A 21,011-nucleotide genomic window follows, 5' to 3' on the forward strand; every position below is an offset into this window, starting at 1 on the left:
TCCTTATATCATCACACTGAACAGGCTACGCAGCAGCGCAAATAACAGGAGTGCCATCACTGATGCGACTATCATCATCTGTACAGACTGCGGGATATCGTCAGGTGTGACTTCGCGCTTTGCATCACCAATCCACGGTTTTTCTACGCGCTGGTTAAAATAAACATTCGGCCCGCCAAGACAGATACCCAATGCCCCTGCGACAGTGGCTTCCGGCCAGCCGCTATTGGGGCTACTGTGTTGATAACGATCGCGCCAACCGATACGCAATGCCTGCCGGAAATCCAGCCCTTGCCATTTCGCAGCCAATGCCAGTAAAAGCCAGCCCAAACGGGCGGGCAGCCAATTCGCCACATCGTCCATACGTGCCGAAAACATTCCCAGCGCACGATAACGAGGCGTTTTATAACCCACCATTGAATCAAGGGTGTTCATCGCCTTATAAGCCATAGCAAGCGGAGCGCCGCCGAGCATTAAAAAGAACAACGGCGCAATTACGCCATCCACGCTGTTTTCTGCTACGGTTTCAATGGTTGCACGGCTGATTTGTGGCGCTTGCAGTTGAGATGTTTCCCGCCCGACGATGTTGGCGAGCTGTTCACGACTGGCATCCAAATCTCCCCGTTGCAACGCCTGATAAACCGCCTTCGCCGCATCGCTCAGACCACGCCCCGCCAACACGGTATAAATCATCCAAATCTCAACCAGACACCCCAGCCAAAACCCCACACCATAAGCCAGTTGCAATGCCCCATAACTCACCAGCCAGACACTCCCCACAACCACCAGCCATAACAGCACACCGCCCCATTTCAGATCGGTTTCAGTTCGGCTTACCCGGCGAATAAATCGCTCAGTCTGATTGATAAGTTGCCCCATCCAACGCACGGGATGGGGCCAGTGAGGAGGATCGCCCAATTTCATATCCAGGGTAAAAGCGGCAAACCACAATAAGAGTGTCATAACCGCCTCCGTGCCAACATCAGCCAGCGATGAAGCAAACCGGGGCACTGGGCGAAATGGATATGCAGATACCCCGCCAACGTATTGCCACTCTGGTATCCCCCCAACCAACTTTTTTGTATTCCTTCCTGTCGTAAACCATCACGCCATTTAACGCACTGAAAAACAGCAGGTTGAGTAGTGACAAAATCCGAGTAATGAAACTCATGCCCGCGCAGCGTTTCCCCTTTTGCGATTAGGGGTGTATCGTACATTGCAGTCGCTTCACAGTAGCCAAAACGTTGCAAGCTCTCTCTCATCCGGCTTTCACCTGCAATCAGCCCCACCATGTTATGCCGTACACCGTCCACATCAGTCAGGGCTTCGCCGAGATACATCAAGCCACCGCATTCCGCATAAATGGGAATACCCTTTTGATGCGCCTGCCGTAATGCGGCATACATGGTATGGTTGGCAGCCAGTGCCTGTGCGTAAATTTCAGGGTATCCCCCACCCAGATAAACCATCTGGCACTCAGGTAATTGATGATCATGCAAAGGACTAAAACGCGTGATGGTTACACCTGCTTTTTCCAGTAACCACAAGTTATCGGGGTAATAGAAATGAAATGCTTCATCTTCTGCCAGAGCCAGCGTCAGACCTTGCCCCATCGCCGGATCAACAAGGGAATCGGTATTTCCTTCCGGTAAGGTGGATAATTGAGTTAACGCCAGCAACTGCGCCAAATCCACTGAGGCTTCGATTTGCCCGGCCAGATGTGACCAGCATTCATCATATTGGCTGTCTCGCCCTTGTGCAGAGATCAACCCAAGATGACGGGAAGGAAGTGTAATATCCGGCATAACAGGGATGCGTCCCAAAACGGGAATACCGCAATAATGCTCAATCGCCTGTTTTAACAACTGAAAATGGCTCTCGCGATTTACGCGATTTATCAGCACACCCGCAATATTGACAGCAGGATCAAATTGCTGAAATCCCATGACGGTGGCAGCAATAGAGGTGGAAACCGCTTTACCATCCACTAATAAAATCACCGGACACCCAAGCTGTTTTGCCATCGCAGAGCTACTGCAATAGTCAGGATCAGTGCCATAGCCATCATATAGCCCCATCACCCCTTCAATAACTGCAACATCCTTATCGAGCATCGCTTGGTTAAACAGGCTATTAAGTATGGGAACAGGCAGCATAAACGCATCAAGGTTACGGGAAACAATACCCGTTACAGCATGATGCCAACCGCCATCCAGATAATCAGGCCCGATTTTGAACGGTTGTATCCGCAGTTGACGGTTCATTAATGCCCGCATGATGCCCAGCGCGACTGTCGTTTTGCCACATCCGCTGCCAGTACCGGCAATGACAAAAGCATATTTTTGTTGCATCTGCTTTCCTCAAAACAGTTATCCCAAAACAGCTATCCCAAAACTTTTGCCCCTAAACATTTACCTATAACCATTTACCTATAGCTATTTACCTATAACCACTTACCCAAAAATATTTTCCTGAAAACATCAAAACTATATATTTATGTTTAAATTCATGTTCATTCTGAATAAGTTATTCTCATTCATTGATATATATCAAACAAAAGACATTTTATTCTCAATAGGGGTAATTAATTCCCTCCAATCAGGCGATATCAGTCCAATGCCTTTATACCAATAGAGAAAAAGCCAGAGTTAACATTATTATTACAATTTTATTCTTGGTTAAAATAAATAATGGCGATAGATCAATTTTCAAAATACACAGTTTTTATTTTTAAAAAAACATCCTTTATTACTTTTGTGATCTTGTTCATAATCATTGCGACATGAAAAGCATTTTTATTCAGAAAGAAATAAAAATTAATACAAAAAACAATTTAACATCACATATCAATCAAGCCAACATATTGAATTATCTTGATTTATTAAATATAAGTCTGAAACAACAAAAATGGAGTTCATTAATATAATAATCTTACATTAAGATAGAAAAACATTTTCACCCGATAACAAAATTTATCCTGAAAATAATTCACATTTAAAATGACGAATATTGACATAAATCAATTTCATCTTATTCACATTAACGTAATAATTATCGACAAATTAGATTGGATATGAGCAGGCCTATAACAACAGAATACATCATTATAAACGAAGTGAAATAAAACCAAGAACAATAAACCCATTTTTATGAAAAACAACCTCTCATATAATATTCGATACAATGATATATATTGGTGACTTTTTGGTTATTTATATTTTAACTTCCCGGAGATAATTCAATGAATAAAGGCAATGTGTGGTTAGTTGGTGCAGGTCCCGGTAATGCTGGCTTAATTACGGTCAAAGGACTGCATTGTATTCAATCTGCTGATGTTATTGTTCATGATCGTCTCGTCAATCCTGAACTGATTGCACAAGTGCCAGAACATTGCGAAATCATCAACGTAGGGAAAGAGCATAATTACCATCCCATCCCGCAAGAAGCAATTAATCAGATTCTGGTGAAACATGCTCTGGCAGGAAAGCAGGTTGTTCGCCTGAAAGGTGGTGATCCCTATGTCTTTGGTCGTGGAGGGGAAGAAGCCGAAGTATTGGCTCAACATGGCATCCAATTTGAAATCGTTCCGGGTATCAGTTCCTCAATTGGCGGGCTTGCCTATGCAGGCATTCCCGTTACTCACCGCGATTACGCATCCGGTTTCCATGTCGTGACCGGCCACACGGCTCAGGGCAATGAACAACAAAACTGGAAAGTACTCGCGCAATTGGAAGGGACGCTGATTATTCTGATGGGAATGACGCGTCTGGCGGAAATCTGCCAACAATTAATACTGCATGGCAAATCGCCTGCAACGCCGGCGGCAGTGATTATGTATGCCAGTCACCCCAAACAAGATAGAGCCATAGGTACACTGAAAACTTTGGCGGCAAAAGTGGAAGAAAAAAATTTACATGCACCAGCGCTGATTGTGATCGGTGAAGTGGTTAATTTAAGTGCAATGCTCTCGTTTACCCCGGCTTCGCTCACATTCAGTGAAATCTCTTCCAAGCTGAAAAACGTCACTGATGGAGCAATGCCATGAGTGAACATGGCGGCAATGTGATAGAAGTGGCTGAGCTATTTGGTCTACCGGCCAATGAATTGATTGATTTTAGCGCTAATATCAATCCGCTGGGCGCCCCCGAACGGGTTAAGGAGCTGATTAAAAATCACCTTGCTTGTATTGAAAAATACCCTGATGTGGAATATCGCCATTTGCATCAGGCTATCGCAAAAGCCCATCAATGTGCTTATGCTTCGGTGATAGCGGGTAATGGTGCAACAGAGCTGATCTACGCCATTGTTCGTTACCTCAATCCTAAACGCGCCCTGCTTCTTATTCCTGGGTTCGCGGAATATCGGCGCGCTTTGCAGCAAACCGGGGCAGAGATCATCGACTATCCATTAACAGAAAACACCGGGTTTCAACCTGATCTACGCCTATTAGATACGCTATCCAATACCCATCCTGATTGTGTTTTTATCACCACCCCCAATAATCCTACCGGATTAATGCCTGACAGCCAGTTTATGCAATCGCTGGTGGAATATTGTGAAAAACATAAGATTGCCCTGATTGTTGATGAAGCTTTTATCGATTTTTTGCCTGATAACCGGGGACTCATCCCCCAGGTTGCAGCAGCTCAACATCTTTATATATTGCGTTCACTGACAAAATTTTTCGCTATTCCCGGGTTACGGTTAGGATATTTGATTAGTGGGGATATAACGGGGATCGCAGAAATGAAAAAGCGACGTGAACCGTGGTCGATCAACGCTCTTGCCGCTCTGGTGGGTGAGATTCTGCTTAATGAGCATGCTTATATGACAGCCACACATCAATGGCTGGAATCACAACAACATTATTTATGGACACACCTTTCAGCCTTCCCTGAACTGACCGTCTGGCCGCCATCCGCTAATTTCCTGTTCTTCCGCTGTAATAAACCCAACCTTCATTTATGGCATACCTTGCTTAAACAAAGGATACTCATCCGCCATTGCCAAAATTATGTGGGGTTAGACGATCGTTATTATCGCGTAGCCATACGCAGCGAATGGGAAAATCAACGTCTGATCGCCGCCATACAGCAGGTTTTACGTGGCTGAGGCTTACTGCCCCGCATCCTGTGGAGAACTTCTACAAGGATGGTTATTGGGAGGGGAAAAGCTAATTTCCTGCCCAATCAATTGGTTCAGTTATGTTTCCGTCAGTGAAGGCATTCCCATCGCGCATGAACGGCCACGTATGCGACAAATGGTCAATTTACTGCTGAATTACTGGCAAGAATCCCCCGAACTGACTTCCAACCTGCGCATTGAATATCAATCGACAATCCCGATTGCCAAAGGCATGGCCAGCAGCACAGCAGACATCGCCGCAACAGCACAAGCCACCGCCCGATTATTGGGGAAGTCACTTAACGACACGGAACTCGCGCAATTGTGCGTCAAACTGGAACCTACCGATAGCACAATATTCAAGCAATTAACGCTGTTCGATCATATTACTGCCCAGACTCAACTTCCCTTCAACTGGCAACCCGATGTCGATATTTTGCTGTTGGAAAACCAACAAACCATTTTGACGGGAGAGTACCATCAACAAGATCATCGCCGACAGTTGCAGGATACTGCTTCATTACTCCAACAGGCATGGCAACAATTCCGCATTGCAAATCAGCAACATGATCATTACCGTCTTGGGGAAGCCTGTACATTAAGCGCTCTCGCCAGACAATCAATACTACCTAAACCCTATTTTGAACAATTACGGCATTTAGTCGAGCATACAGGTATTTACGGGCTGAACGTCGCCCACAGCGGCAGTGTAATTGGTCTATTATTCAATTCACACCATCATGATGCTGATTACCTATGCTGGTGGCTGCATCAAAAAAAGGTGACTGATCATTACCCTGAAATCCATCTTGTTAAAATTATTGCGGGTGGTGTGCGATAGCAATGACTTTATCCTAGTTATCCTTTCACATTTCCATTATGCTAAATAATATAATTTAAACAATGAATTAAACCCTATGAAGCATGTAAATTCCGAACCTGCTACGATTGATGCTAAGAACAATTAGACTCTCAAGGAGCCGTCCTGATCCAACCAGAAAGAGATGTGAACTTAGGCACACGGATGCTGTAATTTTTATCAGTAACTATAGGAAGACTATGAGAACACAAAAAAGATGTATGGGTTACGTTGCCATTGTTGTCGATGATTACGATAGAGCTATTGACTATTACACCAATAAATTGGGATTTACGTTGGTGGAAGATACCCTACAACCGGGTAAAAGATGGGTGGTTGTTACACCAAATCCTGAAAGCGATTGTAATTTATTGCTGGCAAGAGCCTCTAACGAAAGACAAGAAACGTTTATTGGTAATCAATGCGGTGGCAGGGTATTCCTATTTCTGCAAACTGACAACTTTTGGCGCGATTATCATAAAATGAAAGAAAATGGCGTCCATTTTTGTGAAGAACCTCGTCAAGAAGAGTATGGTACGGTGGTTGTTTTTGAGGATATTTATGGTAATCGCTGGGATTTGTATCAAAATGCGGTTAAATAAAAAATAACTACGTTATACCAATATATTCTAAAGTAGCTAAATTTATTTTTGGCTACTTATATTTTATATTAATAACTTATTCTAACAGACAACTATAATTATAGGTAAATATTAAAATTCATATTTCCTAATAACGATCAAACAAATCCAATCACCAAAATTATTATTCCAATAAGTGATCTCATTTTTGAGCCTAACTATCATTTTATATATTTCATATTATCTTGCCAAAATGCTTAAAATACCCACTAAAATAAACCAAAACCCAATTTACCTAGCAATTAAATAGCTCTTTAACTGTAAGAATATATCTTTTATCAAGATATATTCTTAGGTAACAACTAATAGCCAAAAGCATAAAACAGAAAATATAAATCATTCAAATATTAATAACCAGAATGAAACTTATATTTAAAAACCTTTAAATTTAAACAGGATATTATATTATGATCACAATCAACATAAGTGGCAGTAGTAGCATTACAATTATAAATAACACTCAAACTGCGCCAATATCAAAAATTGATAATCAAAATACACCCGAATCAGAAACTCATATCATCAGTAATTATAGCGATATGACAATCGAGCCACATTCTTCTGTTCAGGCAACAAGAATAGACACACCTATTATTCCTGAAACACGCCCTAATTACTATGTGGCTAATTCCGGCCCTGCTCCAGAAGTTAGAGCTGTTTTTTATTGGTCTCATTCCTTCACATCACAATGGTTCGAACATTCATCTATCACGGTAAAAGCCGGTGAAGACGGAATATTAAAATCACCTGGCAATTCTTTATATTACAGTAAGGTTGTAATTTATAACGATACAGATAAACGAGCCTTTGTTACCGGGTATAATAAATAACGATATAAAAAAATTATTTATCACCAATAAAACTTAAATGACAGTACTAAGGTAAAGACAAAATTATGAACACCACTCCTATTATTGTATCTGAAAATAGAACACTGCCTTTATCAAATGAGATAATAATGTTAGATACTTATACAGTTTCCACACCTGATTATGAATGGGATATGTCATCAATAATAAAAGATGCTATTATTGGTGGCATAGGATTTATTCCCGGTGCGGGTCCTGCAATGTCTTTTCTCTTGGGGTTATTTTGGCCTCAACAAAAAGACAATACCTGGGAACAAATTCTCCAGAAAGTCGAACAGATGATAGAGGATGCTGCCCTAAAAACCATTCAGGGTATACTTAATGGAGATATACAAGAAATCAAAGGAAAAATGGAACATGTGGAATACATGTTAGAAACTTCGCCCGGTAGTCAGGAAAGCCATGACGCATATATGTTCCTGGCCAGATATCTGGTTAGTGTAGAGGAAAAGTTTAAGTCTTTTGATAATAAAATAAACTATCAAATTCTTCCAATGTATTCCAACACTCTTATGTTACAGGCTCCTTATTGGAAAATGGGAATAGAGAAGAAAGGCGAAATTGGTTTAACAGATATAGAAGTCAATGAATTAAATCAACTCATCAACAAATTAGTTATCAATGCGAATAACTATATTCATACAATGTATACTAACCAATACGATGATGCTATAAACAACTCAACAGCAGGAACTGTGACTAATAATTTATTCTCTGTAAGAGGATATTGTTTATTACACGGTTTAGAATGCCTTGAACTCATTGAGCATATACAAAACGATAGCCTTGAAAGTGGTTTTTATCCCAAGACTATCAGTTATTCAACTGTGTTTGATCGTCCTACAAACAAAACAAGAATTCAGGCTCTTACAGAAGACGATAAAACGCAGGAACCACTCAAGCCCTCTTTAGTCAATGGAAAGTATAATAAAATAAAATCACTAATTGGGTATGTACAAAGGATCGGCAATGCACCTAGAGTAGGGGGTATTAAGGTCATATTTGACAACAACTCATCTCATACACTCGGTACAGTGACCTCAGAAACAAGATCAATTGATCTCAATGGTAGTGTTATAAGCAGCCTGGAAGTATGGGGAAATGGTGCGGTTGATGAGGCACTATTTAGGCTAAGTGATGGGCGTCAATTTAGTTTCGGCCAGCGCTATGCCAGTAAATATAGAAAATTCGCGGTTGATGGTCACTATATTGCCGGGCTTTATCTGGCCAGTGATGAACCTTCACTGGCTGGTCAAACCGCAGGAATTGTCGTTTCATACCATATGTTAACCGATAAAAAATAATATGATATATATCCAATAAATTTCAAATTACAGAACAATTGTAAAAAAGTAAATCTCCAGTCACATAGCTTATTATGTGACTGGAATATGTAATCCCGACCAAGATCCCCCACTCCGATCTGCTTAGCAGACTATTTTATGGATAATTAAATTATTAAAAATCCATTAATAAATTAGATTAAGAAATTTTATTCTAAATACCACTAAAAACCATCTTGTAATAAAAAATGACTCATAAAAAAACAAACATTTGTTTGCAACTCTCCATCAATAACACAACAGGTTGTTTTAAAAGAAATTATTACAGACGAAAATATAGTTTACTGACTTGATGTATTTATCTATCTAATTTTTCATGATTTTACAGCATAATATTCAAGATACAGATCACGTTTTCCTGCAAAATACATGCCTTATAAAACTTACGATCACATTCTCATAATTGGAACTAAACATAAGAATAGCCTTTACTATCAGTCACACATGAAATAAAACATCAATACAAAAAAACAACTAGGGAAATAATATGTCAAAAAGGGAAAACCAGATATTGCAACTTCTAAAACGTGATCCTTTCATTCAACAGCAAGAACTTGCTGATATCCTTGGAATTAGTCGATCATGTGTTGCAGGACATATTATGAATCTCAGTAAAAAAGGTTATATCAAAGGCAAAGGTTATATTTTATCCAATGACGTTTATACTGTCACAATTGGCGCAGCCAATATGGATCTAACAAGTTATGCCTATGCCAAATTGATTTATGAAGATTCCAACCCAGGGAAAATTATTTCGACACCAGGCGGTGTTGGGAGAAACATTGCACAAAATATTGCATTATTAAAAAATGAAAGTTACCTAATATCTGTTGTTGGTAATGATTCACATGGGAACATACTGTTTGAGCAAACAAAATCAGCAGGTGTTAATGTTAAATACCTCTATAAATTAGATGGAGAAAAAACATCAATCTGTAATTCACTTATCGACGCAACTGGTAAATGTGTTGTGGCTGTTAATGACATGAGCATTTTGGAAAAACTAACTCCTACGTTATTATCCCAATCTAAATCTTTAATCCAACATGCCAGTGTCTTAGTCATTGACTGCAACTTAACAGAGGATGCCTTGAAATGGTTATTTAACCATGTCGGTAACGTTCCTATTTTTGTTGATACCGTTTCAGGATCTAAAGCGCCCAAAATTCGTCATTGGTTATCCCATATTCACACTTTAAAACCCAATCGTACTGAAGCTGAAATTCTGAGTGGCATCAAAATCGACACTCAAAAAAATGCCGCCAATGCAGCACTCTGGTTTCACCAGCGTGGTGTCCAACGCCTAATTTTAAGTATGGATGCAGAAGGAGTCTATTACAGTGAATTGGACAACACATCAGGATGGTCACATGCTATCAATACTAATGTTATTAATACCAATGGAGCTGGTGATGCAATGATGGCCGGTCTTGTGCATTGTTGGTTAGAAGGTATGGAACTGAAAGAAAGTATTCGCTTTGCACAACAGTGTTCAGCACTGACGCTATCCTCAGAGAATATTGAGATATTTCCTAAAAGTCGTCCATATATTTAAAGACACACAAACCTAATGAATTATTCAAGGGAATACGCACTTGTTTACTTCGTTGATTACGGTGTTGCGCTTAATATGTGAATCCAAGTTAATTTTACATTATTTATCTTTAGTAAAGTTTATTATTTTATCTATTTATCCTTATTATGTGGATGCAAGGACTCTGATTTACTAATAGCGGTGAATATTCAAATAATATCCGATGAATTTTTCATGTATTTCAATGAGTTCCAACATGATATAGCATATATCCTATTAGGTAACCGTTAACGGGAATATAGCCTATTCTATTAGTATCCTTATGTTAAGCTCGCATTCAAACCTAATTTAGGATAGCATCTGCGCCTTTTTAAAATTGTCAACGATTGAGAATAAGGAAAGCTATGTTCATCGGTTTTGACTATGGCACATCAAATTGCGCGGTAGCAGAGATGATCGGGGATACACCACGGCTGATTGCTATCGAAAATGATAACTTTTACATGCCTTCTGCTTTGGCGGCACCGACCCGGGAATCTGTTTCTGAGCACTTATTTCGTCACTGGAATATCAGCCCAAGCAATCAAGCGGGTGAACAGCTTCTTCGTAGTGCGATTGCGACAAACCATGAGGAAGGTATTGAGCTTTTGCCAGATGATATCGTATTTGGGCAAGCAGCACTGGCCCGATATTTGGAAGATCCACAGGATGTTTACTATGTAAAATCACCAAAATCCTTCTTGGGTGCAATGGGATTAAGGGATATCCAAATCAGCTTCTTTGAAGATCTGGTTTGCGCCATGATGGCGAATATCAAACAACAAGTAGAAATCAATAAACAACGAGCTATTGAAGAGGTTGTGATCGGCCGTCCGATTAATTTTCACGGACGGGGTGGCGATAAGTCTAACCAACAAGCTGAGAAGATTTTACTTGATGCAGCAAAACGAGCAGGGTTTCGCAATATTGAGTTCCAATTTGAGCCAGTTGCAGCAGGTTTGGAATATGAAGCCACTCTGACAGAAGATAAAACCGTATTAGTCGTTGATATTGGCGGTGGAACGACAGACTGTTCTCTTATCCGAATGGGGCCAAGCTGGCGAGGAAAATCTGAACGAAAGGATAGCTTACTGGCACACACTGGGCAGCGTATCGGTGGAAACGATTTGGATATTAATCTGACCTTTAAACAGCTGATGCACCCTTTTGGGTTAGGAAGCAAAGTTATCTCAGGCATTGATATGCCACTGACTCAGTTTTGGAATCCGATTGCCATTAATGATGTGCAGGCCCAGAAAGATTTCTATTCTCGCCAGAATTTGGCGGTATTAAAATCCTTACACAGAGATGCCCAAGAACCAGAAAAATTAGCTCGATTATTGAAAGTATATCAAGACACATTGGGATATAGCTTGGTTCGCAGTGCAGAGGAAACCAAAATTGCCCTTTCAGAGCAATCTGAACATCGAGTTAAGCTAAATTTATTATCAGAGATTATTGAGGTTAGCATCCAGCGCGATCAGATGATTGACGCAATCGAATCCACTAAAGCGAAAATGGCAAAATTGGTTAGCGAAGCGGTGGTACAAGGAGGTACCCAGCCTGATGTGATCTTTATGACGGGAGGTTCAGCAAGTTCACCGATCCTGCGTCAGGCAGTTGAACAAGAGTTGCCGGGTATTCCATTAGTTGGCGGTAATTACTTTGGTTCCGTGACTACAGGTCTGGCACGCTGGGCAAAAATTTGTTTCGCTTGATAGGCCACAAGCAGGCTCAATAACACTGAGTCTGCTTTTTATTGTTAATAATATTACTCATAGTGAGTACACACAACTTAACCACTTCTCCACTAGAGATATCACCTGATCACTCTCTTCACCATATTGCGCCATGACAATGGCTCCATCGATCAGCAATGTGATTTGCTTAGATAGCACGAGCTTTTCCGGTATATCAGGCAAGAATTCTGCGAGTGTTTCTGTCATTTCCTGTTTATGAGACAGCACGACAGGTTGTATTTCAGGTAATGCCTGAGAAAATTCAATCGAAGAATTTATAAAAGCACAACCGCGAAATTCGCTGCTCATAAACCATTTTTTCAGTACGGCAGGCATTGCTTTTATGAATGTTCCATAGACAGACATTTCAGCGGTTAGTGTCGTACGGAACCAATCTATCCAGCGCTGATGTCTGTATTCAAGAAATGCCATGATCAAATCATTCTTAGAGGGAAAGTGCCGATAAAAGGTGACTTTTGTGACACCGGCTTCTTTGATGATACGGTCTATTCCTGTCGCTCTGATCCCTTCTTGATAAAAGAGATTGTGGGCAACCTGAAGAATACGCTCACGTGCAATTGAGATGTTTTTTGACATAGTGACTCCTTTAATAGAATTATCGATTAAGTAGACAGAGTTGTCTACTTGTATTACGATGAAAAAAGTAGACAGAGTTGTCTACATAATTAACAAAGGAGTAATTTTATGCAAACCCGCCCCCCATTGCCTCCCTTTAACAAAAAGACAGCGATTGAAAAAGTACGTTTGGCTGAAGATGCCTGGAACAGTCGTGACCCTGAGAGGGTTTCAGGTGTGTATGCGCCGAATACTCACTGGCGCAATCGTGCAGAGTTTGTTGATGGGCGTGAGGCTGTCGTGGAATTTTTATGCCGAAAATGGTCAAAAGAACGAGAATATCGATTAATTAAAGAGTTATGGGCCTGTGATGAAAACCGCATTGCTGTCAGATTCGCCTATGAATGGCAAGATGATTCAGGAAACTGGTACCGCAGCTATGGTAATGAAAACTGGGAGTTTAACGAGCTAGGGCTTATGACCAACCGCTATGCCTGTATTAATGACGTACCGATCAAGGAAGAAGAACGCCTCTTTTTATGGCCGTTGGGGCGTCGGCCTGATGATCACCCTGAACTTTCAGAATATGGGCTTTAATAACCCGCTGACAGGTAAGCGTTAAGTCAGCAATTATCATCATGTCCTGCCACGGAAGGCTATATATCATGCGTTTTACCAGATAAGGCGGACATTATGACTATGATTAAACAGCGATTACATGCACTTCTTCGTTACATCGATGAACATATTGATACACAGATGGATGGAGAAAGTTTGAGCCATGTTGCAGCTTGTTCTAAGTATCACTTTCACAGACTGTTTTCAGCAAATTACGGCATCGGCGTTGCTGCCTATATCAGGCAACTGCGATTGAAAAAAGCCGTTTATGATCTCGCCTATAGCAATAACCCAGTTATAGACATTGCTTTTGCATGTGGATATGAAAGTCCCGAAGCATTCTCAAGAGCATTCAAAAGCGCTATTGGTCAAAGTCCCACTGAATTCAGGCAAAAGCCTGATTGGTCTGTCTGGTATAGCCAACACCAAATCATAAATGACATTAGGACTAAAGTGATGAATGAGAAATTACCTCATCTTGAAGTGAAAGTCATTGATTTTCCAGAAACTTTAATCGCAGTTATGGAACACAAAGGCTCTCCATCGAATATCGGCCATACAATCAGAGCATTCAAGGAGTGGAGAATAAACAATAAATTACCACTCGGGCGGTACAAAACGTTCAATCTTGCTTATGCAGATCCAACAAAAGTTGAGCCGGATGAATATAAATTTGATTTGTGCGTCGAAGTCTCCTCCATGTTTGAGATTAGCAACCCAATAATTATCAAAAAAACCATTCCATCAGGAAAATGTGCTTATATAAGACATATTGGTCCAGATGAAGAAATAACCACCTTAGTCAATTACTTGTATACACGCTGGCTGTCGGAAAACAACCAAGAAGTCCGGGATTTCCCACTATTTTTTGAACGAGTAAAGTTATTCCCTAACGTCCCAGAAACTGAGACTGTGACAGATATCTACCTGCCTCTGGTGTAAACAGTCACACATCTCTCTTTCAAGTTGCGGTTGTGTCGGTTATACCGCAATTTGAAACCCATTTAGTATATGATTGCCAGGTCTCTTAATCAGGAATGTCAACTAAGAGACCGGGCTTTCATAAGTACAAAAAACAAACTAATATTACCCTGGTGCCGGGCGAGTAAAAATTTTTATTCAAAATAATGAAGATATTTTACCGATACAGAAGGAAAGAAATGCCTCTTTCCTAACCTTTCAGATAAATATCAATTTTAACTTATGTTTTTATAGTAAAATAAATACACCAGACAAATACTAAAATCAACACATAAATCATCAAATGGTGATTTTAATGATGAATTTATACGTTATTTTTTGGTGCCACATGAACAAAATACCATCCAAAAACAACATATCCAATTGATAAATAACAATAAAATTTAAATCCCCCTAAAATTTTCTACGCCCCGATAAAAACGAAGTAAAACAGTAAATCCCCACATTGATAGTATGAATATAAACAGGGTTACTGCATAAATATGTGCAATATAATTACATGTAGTTATAAATGAATAAGTTTATTGGTTATGGAAAAATAAGGGCACTGGTTTTAAATAGGCATTGGTTCTAAATAGGTAATAGCATCATGGGGGGAATCCCCCATGTGGCTTACTAGTTTGCTGTTTTGACAACCCACCGATTAAATAAATAACGTGAGCCGTAAGCAGGAAATACATTAAACAATGCAAAGAAAATCTTAATTAGGATTTGCACGATCATCATTGCAACAATTTGATTTATAGGTAATTTTCCATAAAATGCCACAAAACAGAAAATAAAACTATCAATCACTGATGCAATGAATGTACTGAAAAATACTCTTAACGCCAAAAAACGGGAATTTGTCATATCTTTCAGCTTGCACAAAATATAAGAATTGACAAGCTCTGAAACTAAAAATGACAAAGAGGATGCAAAGATTGCCGACAATATATGACTCATCAGAGCATTATACTGATCATTTAAATCCCAATTTGCAATTGCCGGTAGACTTGTTGAAATGCTCAACAAGGATACGATAATCAGATTAGAAATTAATGACATGTATATTGCTTTTCTTGCTAATCTGAATCCATAAAATTCACTCAGCAAATCAATAACTAAAAATGAAAAAGGGTAAATAAACGTACCAGGAGTAACAATAATATCAAGGTATTCGATATAAACGGGTTTTGCTGCTGCTATGTTGCTGAATGTATAGAAAATTGTCAGTAATAATGCGAGAAATGAATAAATAACCCAGGATTTTTCATTACGCTCTTCAATTTCATAAACTGAGGGAGTATTTGGAAAACTAGAATACAACTTTCTATAAAGTGATTTTATCTCGTGATTGTCCAGGTCATCCGCTATTTCGCTCTTTTCAAGCTCCTTTGTGTTTATTTTCAACACCTTTCCGGTTGATAAAATTAATACATTCGCTGTATTATCCTGACTATTGAATCCCAGTAATTTATATTTTTTTCCCATATCCGAACCGTTCTTCCATTATATCCCCAATCACCATAAAACCATCCGAATTCTCTTGAGTAAACTCTTTTATATGAAACCTTCGCTTTTTTGGATCGAAACATAATTTTGGGTTATTGTTCTGATAGTTACCCCTCTTAATTATTAATAAATCACCTGCATTATATTTACCTAAAAAATCATTCTCAAGTAAAACGGCAACGATATTAGGCCCGGAACCAAAATAATAAGTCAGTGGCCTATCCACAATCAGAGACCCTATCTTACTGTCAGAAAAATCAGAAGTAACGCATTCAGACTGCATAAATAACGGAACAGCACTGGGGTTCATGTTTCCTTCATAAGAGACAACCGCGTCCAGACGTTCTTTTTCTGCAATATCCGTTGCCTCTATTTCACTATATGATACGCCAAAGAAATTGGAGACTTTTTGTATTGTAGAAGAGTGAACGTTTTGCACTCTGCCATCTAAAATATTGTAGATAGTTGTACGGTTAAGCCCTGTTCGATCACAGAGAGATACTCTTGTTTCCCCTCTGGAATCAAGTAGGTATTGTAAGTTTTTTTTCAGGTGTTCCATTTTTTGTTTCTTATACATACTAACGCCCAGAAAAATATATAACCAGCTAATTTATATGACCTTTTAGACTAACCATTTTTTCTTAGAGCAAGGAAAGGTAAAAAAACACTCTTGTCATTAAATAGCAAAAATGATAGCAATTTATTTTTAAATAAATTCATTTAATAATATACCAAAATCATCTTACATGAAAAATATTTAATTAAAAAATTATATTTTAATATAAATCAGAAAAATAGATAATAAAACACATAAGAACAGCTCAAAATATAGGAGATATGACTTATGTTGATTTTTTTAGTTTCAACTCTCCAATTTATACGGAAAATTATCGTTTATGGGAATGGTGTTAATGAAGACAGATATATAAATACACGTGTTATTATTTATTAGTTAAAATTTAACAAATATGAATTAAATGAGGTAGCGATAAGTTTATCCTATAAAAATAATGCACTCTATTTAAAGGGATTAATCGCCATGATGGAACATCTCAGCGATCCTTGGGGGCATTAAGGATTTAGCAAAATCCGCCGTAAACCCTCGCCCAATGCGGGCAGGGATATAAAGCGAAAAGCCCGCAGAGCTTTAAAACACGTTACTCCGGGGTATTTTGACTGGCAACGTACGCTTTAAGCGTTTCTACCGTTGCGCCCCCGGCACTACAGGCAAAGTACGATCTTGATTACAAATTGGTCTGAGAACAGATTGGGGTGTACCGGCAATTAATTCGTTATTGCTGGCAAGTGTTGCCTATGGAGTATTTAAGTTAATCTGTAAGCGCTTTTGACACGAAACATCCTTGATATTGCTCCCCTTCCGGGGGAGCAGTTTTTCATTTAACGGCTGGCATGTTTCGCTGCATATTCTTCGCTATTAACCCATTGATGATCTTTTTCCCACGTGAATAACCACTTACGGATCGGGCCAGCCATCACATTCAAGTAATAGCTATCATAGCCTGCAATGGTAGCCACGGGATGATACCCTTTTGGCACCATCACCACATCCTTGTTGTAAACTGCCATGGTTTCATCCAACGAGCGATCATCGGTATAGACCCGCTGCACACAAAAACCCTGCGATGGATTTAAGCGGTGATAATAGGTCTCTTCCAGATAAGTTTCTTGTGGTTCATTGTCGGTATCATGCTTGTGGCTAGGATAGGAGCTGGTGCATCCTTCATCAGTATAAACTTCAACAACCAGCAGGCTATCCGCAGGTTGATCGTCGGGCAAAATGTTGTGAACATAACGCCGATTATTGCCATTGCCGCGGTGTTCCGCACTCATATCCTGCGGTGCAATCAAGCGGGTAGGATACTCTCCTTTCCCCTTTGCCTGACATACCGCCAATTCGAGTTGAGTTTCAGCAATGATTACCATTAGTTCATTGGGTGCAACATAAACAGCATAAGGCTTTTTACGTTCAAATGGGCTGATGCGTTCCCCTATTTTCTCAAATCGTTGCTGAAGTGTAATCACCGAAGCTATTCCCGCAACCAACACCAGACAAGTTTCATTTTCCGATGCAGGTAAGGTAATGGATTCTCCCACATTCAGTTCATAAACAGAAAAGTGGACATGTTCCCAGTTTGCTGTTTCCGGCGTGATATGTTGTGTCCGATTATCCTGATCGGGTGCGTGGTATTTTGATAGTAATTTAGGCATTTGGCCCCCACTTTTCGTATTTAAATCAGTCGTATTTAAATCAGTCGCATTAAATCAATTCCGCTTCTTTGGCAAATCGATACAAATTGTTATATCCCATCGTGGCATAAGTCAGCGGATGGACAACTGCGGGATCTTGTTCTGCCTCAACGACCAACCAACCGTTATAGTGATTCGCTTTCAATACATCAAAAATGGCCGGATAATCGACGCAACCATCGCCGGGTACGGTAAAAACACCACTCAATACGGCATCAAGGAAACTGGTCTTCCGATTTTTGACATCCTTTAACACGTCAGGACGAATATCTTTGCAATGCACATGGTTAATGCGTTTGCACCAGCGTCTTGCCACTGCCAATGGATCATCGCCGGCAAAGGTCAGATGCCCGGTGTCCAATAACAAACCCACTTCTTCTCCTGTATTTTCCATCAGGTTATTGATGTCTTCTGCACTTTCAATCACCGTCCCCATATGGTGATGATAAGCAATCTGCACACCTTGTGATTGGGTATAACGGGCGAATTCTGTCAGTTTTTCGCCATATTCTTGCCAGCAACTTGCCGGAAACAGAGGTCGCAGATGCACTGGTTTACTCTGATTACCATGAATACAGTGTGTCACTTCAGCAAACACCATCACGGTAGCGCCTAATTCACGCAATAGAGTCAAATGCGGCTGAACCGCTGCGATTTCTTCCTCAACACTGCGCTTGAGTAGTTCTCCAGAATACCAACCGGACACCAGTTTCAAATCATGGGCAGCCAGAATAGACCCCAAAACCTGCGCCTGACGAGGAAATTTATTACCAAGTTCAAAACCTGAAAATCCCGCCTGCCGCCCTTCTGTCAGGCAAGTTTCCAGAGGTGTTTCTGCACCCAAAGAAGGCAAATCGTCATTAGTCCATGTCAGGGGATTGATGCCAAGTCGAACTGCCATAAGGGTTCTCCTGTTTTACGTAGTTATTCCGGCTTCGCTATCCGCGCTGGTGCCAATAGCTAATCAGATTGTGATAGTTGGTTTTTATTTGCAGAATAAGAGCCTCATCATCAATTTCTCCCGCCAGCCATTGTAATGAGGGTTGACCAAACAGCGTTCGTCCGACAGCGAAACCTTTAACTATCGATTTTCCGGCTGCCGCTTTGAAGCTGGCTTTCAGGATGGTTTCAGGGGCATCAAGGCCAAGGATCACAACGCCCCGGCAATAAGGATCACGCTGTTCAATCAATGCCGAAATTTGATCCCAGGTAGTGGATTGCATCGGTGGTAATTTCCACCAGTCAGGTTTAATGCCGAGATTGTAGAAACGCTGGAGTGCTCGCAGGTATAACTCATCAGAATGGGGCATCTCTACTGGCAAGATCACTTCCAACAATAATTCATGACCAGACTGACAACAGGCAGCATAGACTTCCTGCACAGTTTTTTCCTGTTCCAGACGTAATGGAGGGTTATCTTCTGGATGGAAGAACACCAAACATTTCACGATATGTTCGTGTGGCCAGCTAATAAGCTGAGAACCAATATCGCCATGTTCGAGGCAAAGTGGTCGGGAACCGGGCAGTTCTATTGGGCGACCAATCCATAACCCCTTTCCTGTTGCGGCATTCAGTACATCTTGACCGAAACGACTGTCACACAATATTCCCGCTTTTCCTTCCAAATGGGCTTCTGTGCAAACTTCTTGGCTGGCTCGGAACAGTAATTTTTTCAATTGTGGAATTCGATCGAGGCTGACATTCACCTTACGTGCCATTTCAACAAACTGGATACGATGGTCAAATGCCATCACATACAGTTCATCCCACTGTTTACGCCGGCTACCAATACGATGCAAGTGGTTGAGATGTGCATCTAAATCAGGACACGGCACTTCCGTTGCCCGCATCAGATAATTATCCAACTCAGTTTTATCCGGCATAGCTGGCGCACAGCCATGACGGGAAACGACCAAAGCTCCGCAAGCATTGGCATAAATGCAAGCCTGTTCCCAGCTTTCATTGTTGAGGTAACCACGTAATAATCCTGACATAAAAGCATCTCCTGCCCCCAGGACATTTAATACTTCCACTTTTACGCCTTGTATGGTGATCCCTTCATCTAAGGTGTCTGGAATACTGGCAGTAAATACAGAACATCCCAACGCCCCCCGCTTGCAAACCAATGTTGCAGTAGTCAGTGCTCGTACATTTCGCAAGGCTTCCAGCGTGTCCGTAGCACCACCAGCAATATGAAATTCTTCTTCGGTTCCTACAATCAGATCAAATTGGGAAAGCACTTCCTGTAATTGTGATGTCACCTGCTCTGAAGCGATATAACGAGTTTCACCATCACCCAGTGAGGTCAACCCCCACAATACCGGGCGATAATCAATATCAATGGCCGTCTTGACACTATTACGGCGGGCATATTGCAGTGCGGTCAGCACAGCATCACGAGTTTGTGGATGGGAAAGATGAGTTCCGGTGATCGCCAGACAATGGGCAGATGCAATATAGTCCTCACTGAAATCATCGCGGGTAATGGCCATATCAGCACAATTATCACGGTAAAAAATCAGCGGGAATGTTTCGTTATCTTTAATACCGAGCAAAACCAATGCTGTCAGCCGTTCTTTGTCAGTAATCAAATGACTGGTATCACAGCCAACCCGCATCAACTCCTCACGCAGAAAGCGCCCCATGTGTTCATCGCCAACTCTTGCCAGCATTGAGGATTTTAATCCCTGACGAGCTGTACCGTAGGCCACATTCCCCGAAGATCCACCCAGATATTTTGAAAAACTCCCCATGTCTTCCAGACGGGAGCCAATTTGCTGACCATACAGATCAACCGCGATACGTCCCATGCAGATAACATCAAATTTTCTATGCTGTCTATGCTGCTCCATTGATTCACCTCTTACCGAATCGCTTGATTTGGTTAAACCTCAAATGGTTTTGAACATCAACATTTAATTAATTT

General features: G+C 40.7%; 18 protein-coding genes and 2 pseudogenes. 11 read left to right on the top strand and 9 right to left on the bottom strand.

Going from position 1 to position 21,011, the window contains the following annotated elements; all coding sequences use genetic code 11:
- Nucleotides 1–3: 3 nt before the first annotated feature.
- Together cbiB and Xmir_RS08065 are read right to left on the bottom strand one after the other, a co-directional pair.
- Nucleotides 4–963, bottom strand: coding sequence for an adenosylcobinamide-phosphate synthase CbiB (cbiB, locus tag Xmir_RS08060; protein ID WP_099113878.1), 960 nt, complete (start codon nucleotides 961–963; stop codon nucleotides 4–6).
- Nucleotides 960–2,351 (bottom strand): cobyrinic acid a,c-diamide synthase CobB, encoded by a 1,392-nt coding sequence (locus tag Xmir_RS08065; RefSeq protein ID WP_099113879.1) that lies wholly within the window; start codon nucleotides 2,349–2,351, stop codon nucleotides 960–962. Before Xmir_RS08065 ends, cbiB begins: the two co-directional genes overlap by 4 nt.
- Nucleotides 2,352–3,241: 890 nt before the next feature.
- On the opposite strand from Xmir_RS08065, the gene cobA reads away from it, so the two are divergent.
- The 8 genes from cobA (at nucleotide 3,242) to yegD (ending at nucleotide 12,127) form a co-directional block, all read left to right on the top strand.
- The gene (cobA, locus tag Xmir_RS08070; RefSeq protein ID WP_099113880.1) at nucleotides 3,242–4,045 is read left to right on the top strand and encodes a uroporphyrinogen-III C-methyltransferase; all 804 of its coding nucleotides are present in this window, start codon (nucleotides 3,242–3,244) and stop codon (nucleotides 4,043–4,045) included.
- Nucleotides 4,042–5,112, top strand: coding sequence for a threonine-phosphate decarboxylase CobD (cobD, locus tag Xmir_RS08075; protein ID WP_099113881.1), 1,071 nt, complete (start codon nucleotides 4,042–4,044; stop codon nucleotides 5,110–5,112). Before cobA ends, cobD begins: the two co-directional genes overlap by 4 nt.
- Nucleotides 5,105–5,965, top strand: coding sequence for a GHMP family kinase ATP-binding protein (locus tag Xmir_RS08080; protein ID WP_099113882.1), 861 nt, complete (start codon nucleotides 5,105–5,107; stop codon nucleotides 5,963–5,965). Before cobD ends, Xmir_RS08080 begins: the two co-directional genes overlap by 8 nt.
- Before the next feature lie 218 nt (nucleotides 5,966–6,183).
- Nucleotides 6,184–6,585: a VOC family protein gene (locus tag Xmir_RS08085; RefSeq protein ID WP_099113883.1), complete on the top strand. Its 402-nt coding sequence runs from the start codon at nucleotides 6,184–6,186 to the stop codon at nucleotides 6,583–6,585.
- A gap of 446 nt (nucleotides 6,586–7,031) precedes the next feature.
- A complete protein-coding gene (locus Xmir_RS08090) occupies nucleotides 7,032–7,454 on the top strand; it encodes a JHE-like toxin PirA (RefSeq protein ID WP_099113884.1) in 423 nt (140 codons plus the stop codon).
- A 65-nt stretch (nucleotides 7,455–7,519) separates the two neighbouring features.
- Nucleotides 7,520–8,797, top strand: a complete 1,278-nt coding sequence (locus tag Xmir_RS08095; RefSeq protein ID WP_099113885.1) for a jacalin family lectin — start codon at nucleotides 7,520–7,522, stop codon at nucleotides 8,795–8,797.
- 526 nt (nucleotides 8,798–9,323) lie between these two features.
- Complete coding sequence (locus Xmir_RS08100) at nucleotides 9,324–10,391, top strand: PfkB family carbohydrate kinase (protein WP_099113886.1); 1,068 nt, start codon at nucleotides 9,324–9,326, stop codon at nucleotides 10,389–10,391.
- Nucleotides 10,392–10,774: 383 nt separating this feature from the next.
- Entirely contained in the window at nucleotides 10,775–12,127 is a 1,353-nt protein-coding gene (gene yegD / locus Xmir_RS08105) for a molecular chaperone (RefSeq protein ID WP_099113887.1), read from the top strand.
- A gap of 57 nt (nucleotides 12,128–12,184) precedes the next feature.
- Here the strand turns inward: yegD and Xmir_RS08110 are convergent, their stop codons facing one another.
- Complete coding sequence (locus Xmir_RS08110) at nucleotides 12,185–12,745, bottom strand: TetR/AcrR family transcriptional regulator (protein ID WP_099113888.1); 561 nt, start codon at nucleotides 12,743–12,745, stop codon at nucleotides 12,185–12,187.
- A gap of 108 nt (nucleotides 12,746–12,853) precedes the next feature.
- Here Xmir_RS08110 and Xmir_RS08115 point away from each other — a divergent pair, with 108 nt between their 5' ends.
- Together Xmir_RS08115 and Xmir_RS08120 are read left to right on the top strand one after the other, a co-directional pair.
- Nucleotides 12,854–13,321, top strand: a complete 468-nt coding sequence (locus Xmir_RS08115; protein WP_099113889.1) for a nuclear transport factor 2 family protein — start codon at nucleotides 12,854–12,856, stop codon at nucleotides 13,319–13,321.
- A gap of 96 nt (nucleotides 13,322–13,417) precedes the next feature.
- A complete protein-coding gene (locus Xmir_RS08120) occupies nucleotides 13,418–14,284 on the top strand; it encodes an AraC family transcriptional regulator (RefSeq protein ID WP_099113890.1) in 867 nt (288 codons plus the stop codon).
- A 654-nt stretch (nucleotides 14,285–14,938) separates the two neighbouring features.
- Here the strand turns inward: Xmir_RS08120 and Xmir_RS08125 are convergent.
- Entirely contained in the window at nucleotides 14,939–15,796 is an 858-nt protein-coding gene (locus tag Xmir_RS08125) for a queuosine precursor transporter (protein WP_099113891.1), read from the bottom strand.
- A complete protein-coding gene (locus tag Xmir_RS08130; protein WP_099113892.1) occupies nucleotides 15,780–16,394 on the bottom strand; it encodes a helix-turn-helix domain-containing protein in 615 nt (204 codons plus the stop codon). Before Xmir_RS08130 ends, Xmir_RS08125 begins: the two co-directional genes overlap by 17 nt.
- Nucleotides 16,395–16,805: 411 nt before the next feature.
- Between Xmir_RS08130 and Xmir_RS28110 the strand changes: the two are divergent.
- A pseudogene (locus Xmir_RS28110) lies at nucleotides 16,806–16,886 on the top strand (helix-turn-helix transcriptional regulator); the annotation flags it as partial.
- An 88-nt stretch (nucleotides 16,887–16,974) separates the two neighbouring features.
- Here Xmir_RS28110 and Xmir_RS08140 read toward each other — a convergent pair.
- The 4 genes and pseudogenes from Xmir_RS08140 to Xmir_RS08155 form a co-directional block, all read right to left on the bottom strand.
- Nucleotides 16,975–17,061 (bottom strand): annotated as a pseudogene (locus Xmir_RS08140) (IS200/IS605 family transposase); the annotation flags it as partial.
- A gap of 154 nt (nucleotides 17,062–17,215) precedes the next feature.
- Nucleotides 17,216–18,046 carry a 5-deoxy-glucuronate isomerase gene (gene iolB / locus Xmir_RS08145; RefSeq protein WP_099113893.1) on the bottom strand — a complete coding sequence of 277 codons (831 nt, stop codon included), beginning with the start codon at nucleotides 18,044–18,046 and terminating at the stop codon, nucleotides 17,216–17,218.
- A gap of 49 nt (nucleotides 18,047–18,095) precedes the next feature.
- The gene (gene iolE / locus Xmir_RS08150) at nucleotides 18,096–18,986 is read right to left on the bottom strand and encodes a myo-inosose-2 dehydratase (RefSeq protein WP_099113894.1); all 891 of its coding nucleotides are present in this window, start codon (nucleotides 18,984–18,986) and stop codon (nucleotides 18,096–18,098) included.
- 37 nt (nucleotides 18,987–19,023) lie between these two features.
- Entirely contained in the window at nucleotides 19,024–20,937 is a 1,914-nt protein-coding gene (locus tag Xmir_RS08155) for a bifunctional 5-dehydro-2-deoxygluconokinase/5-dehydro-2-deoxyphosphogluconate aldolase (RefSeq protein WP_099113895.1), read from the bottom strand.
- Nucleotides 20,938–21,011: the final 74 nt, after the last annotated feature.

The sequence above is a fragment of the Xenorhabdus miraniensis genome, from assembly GCF_002632615.1.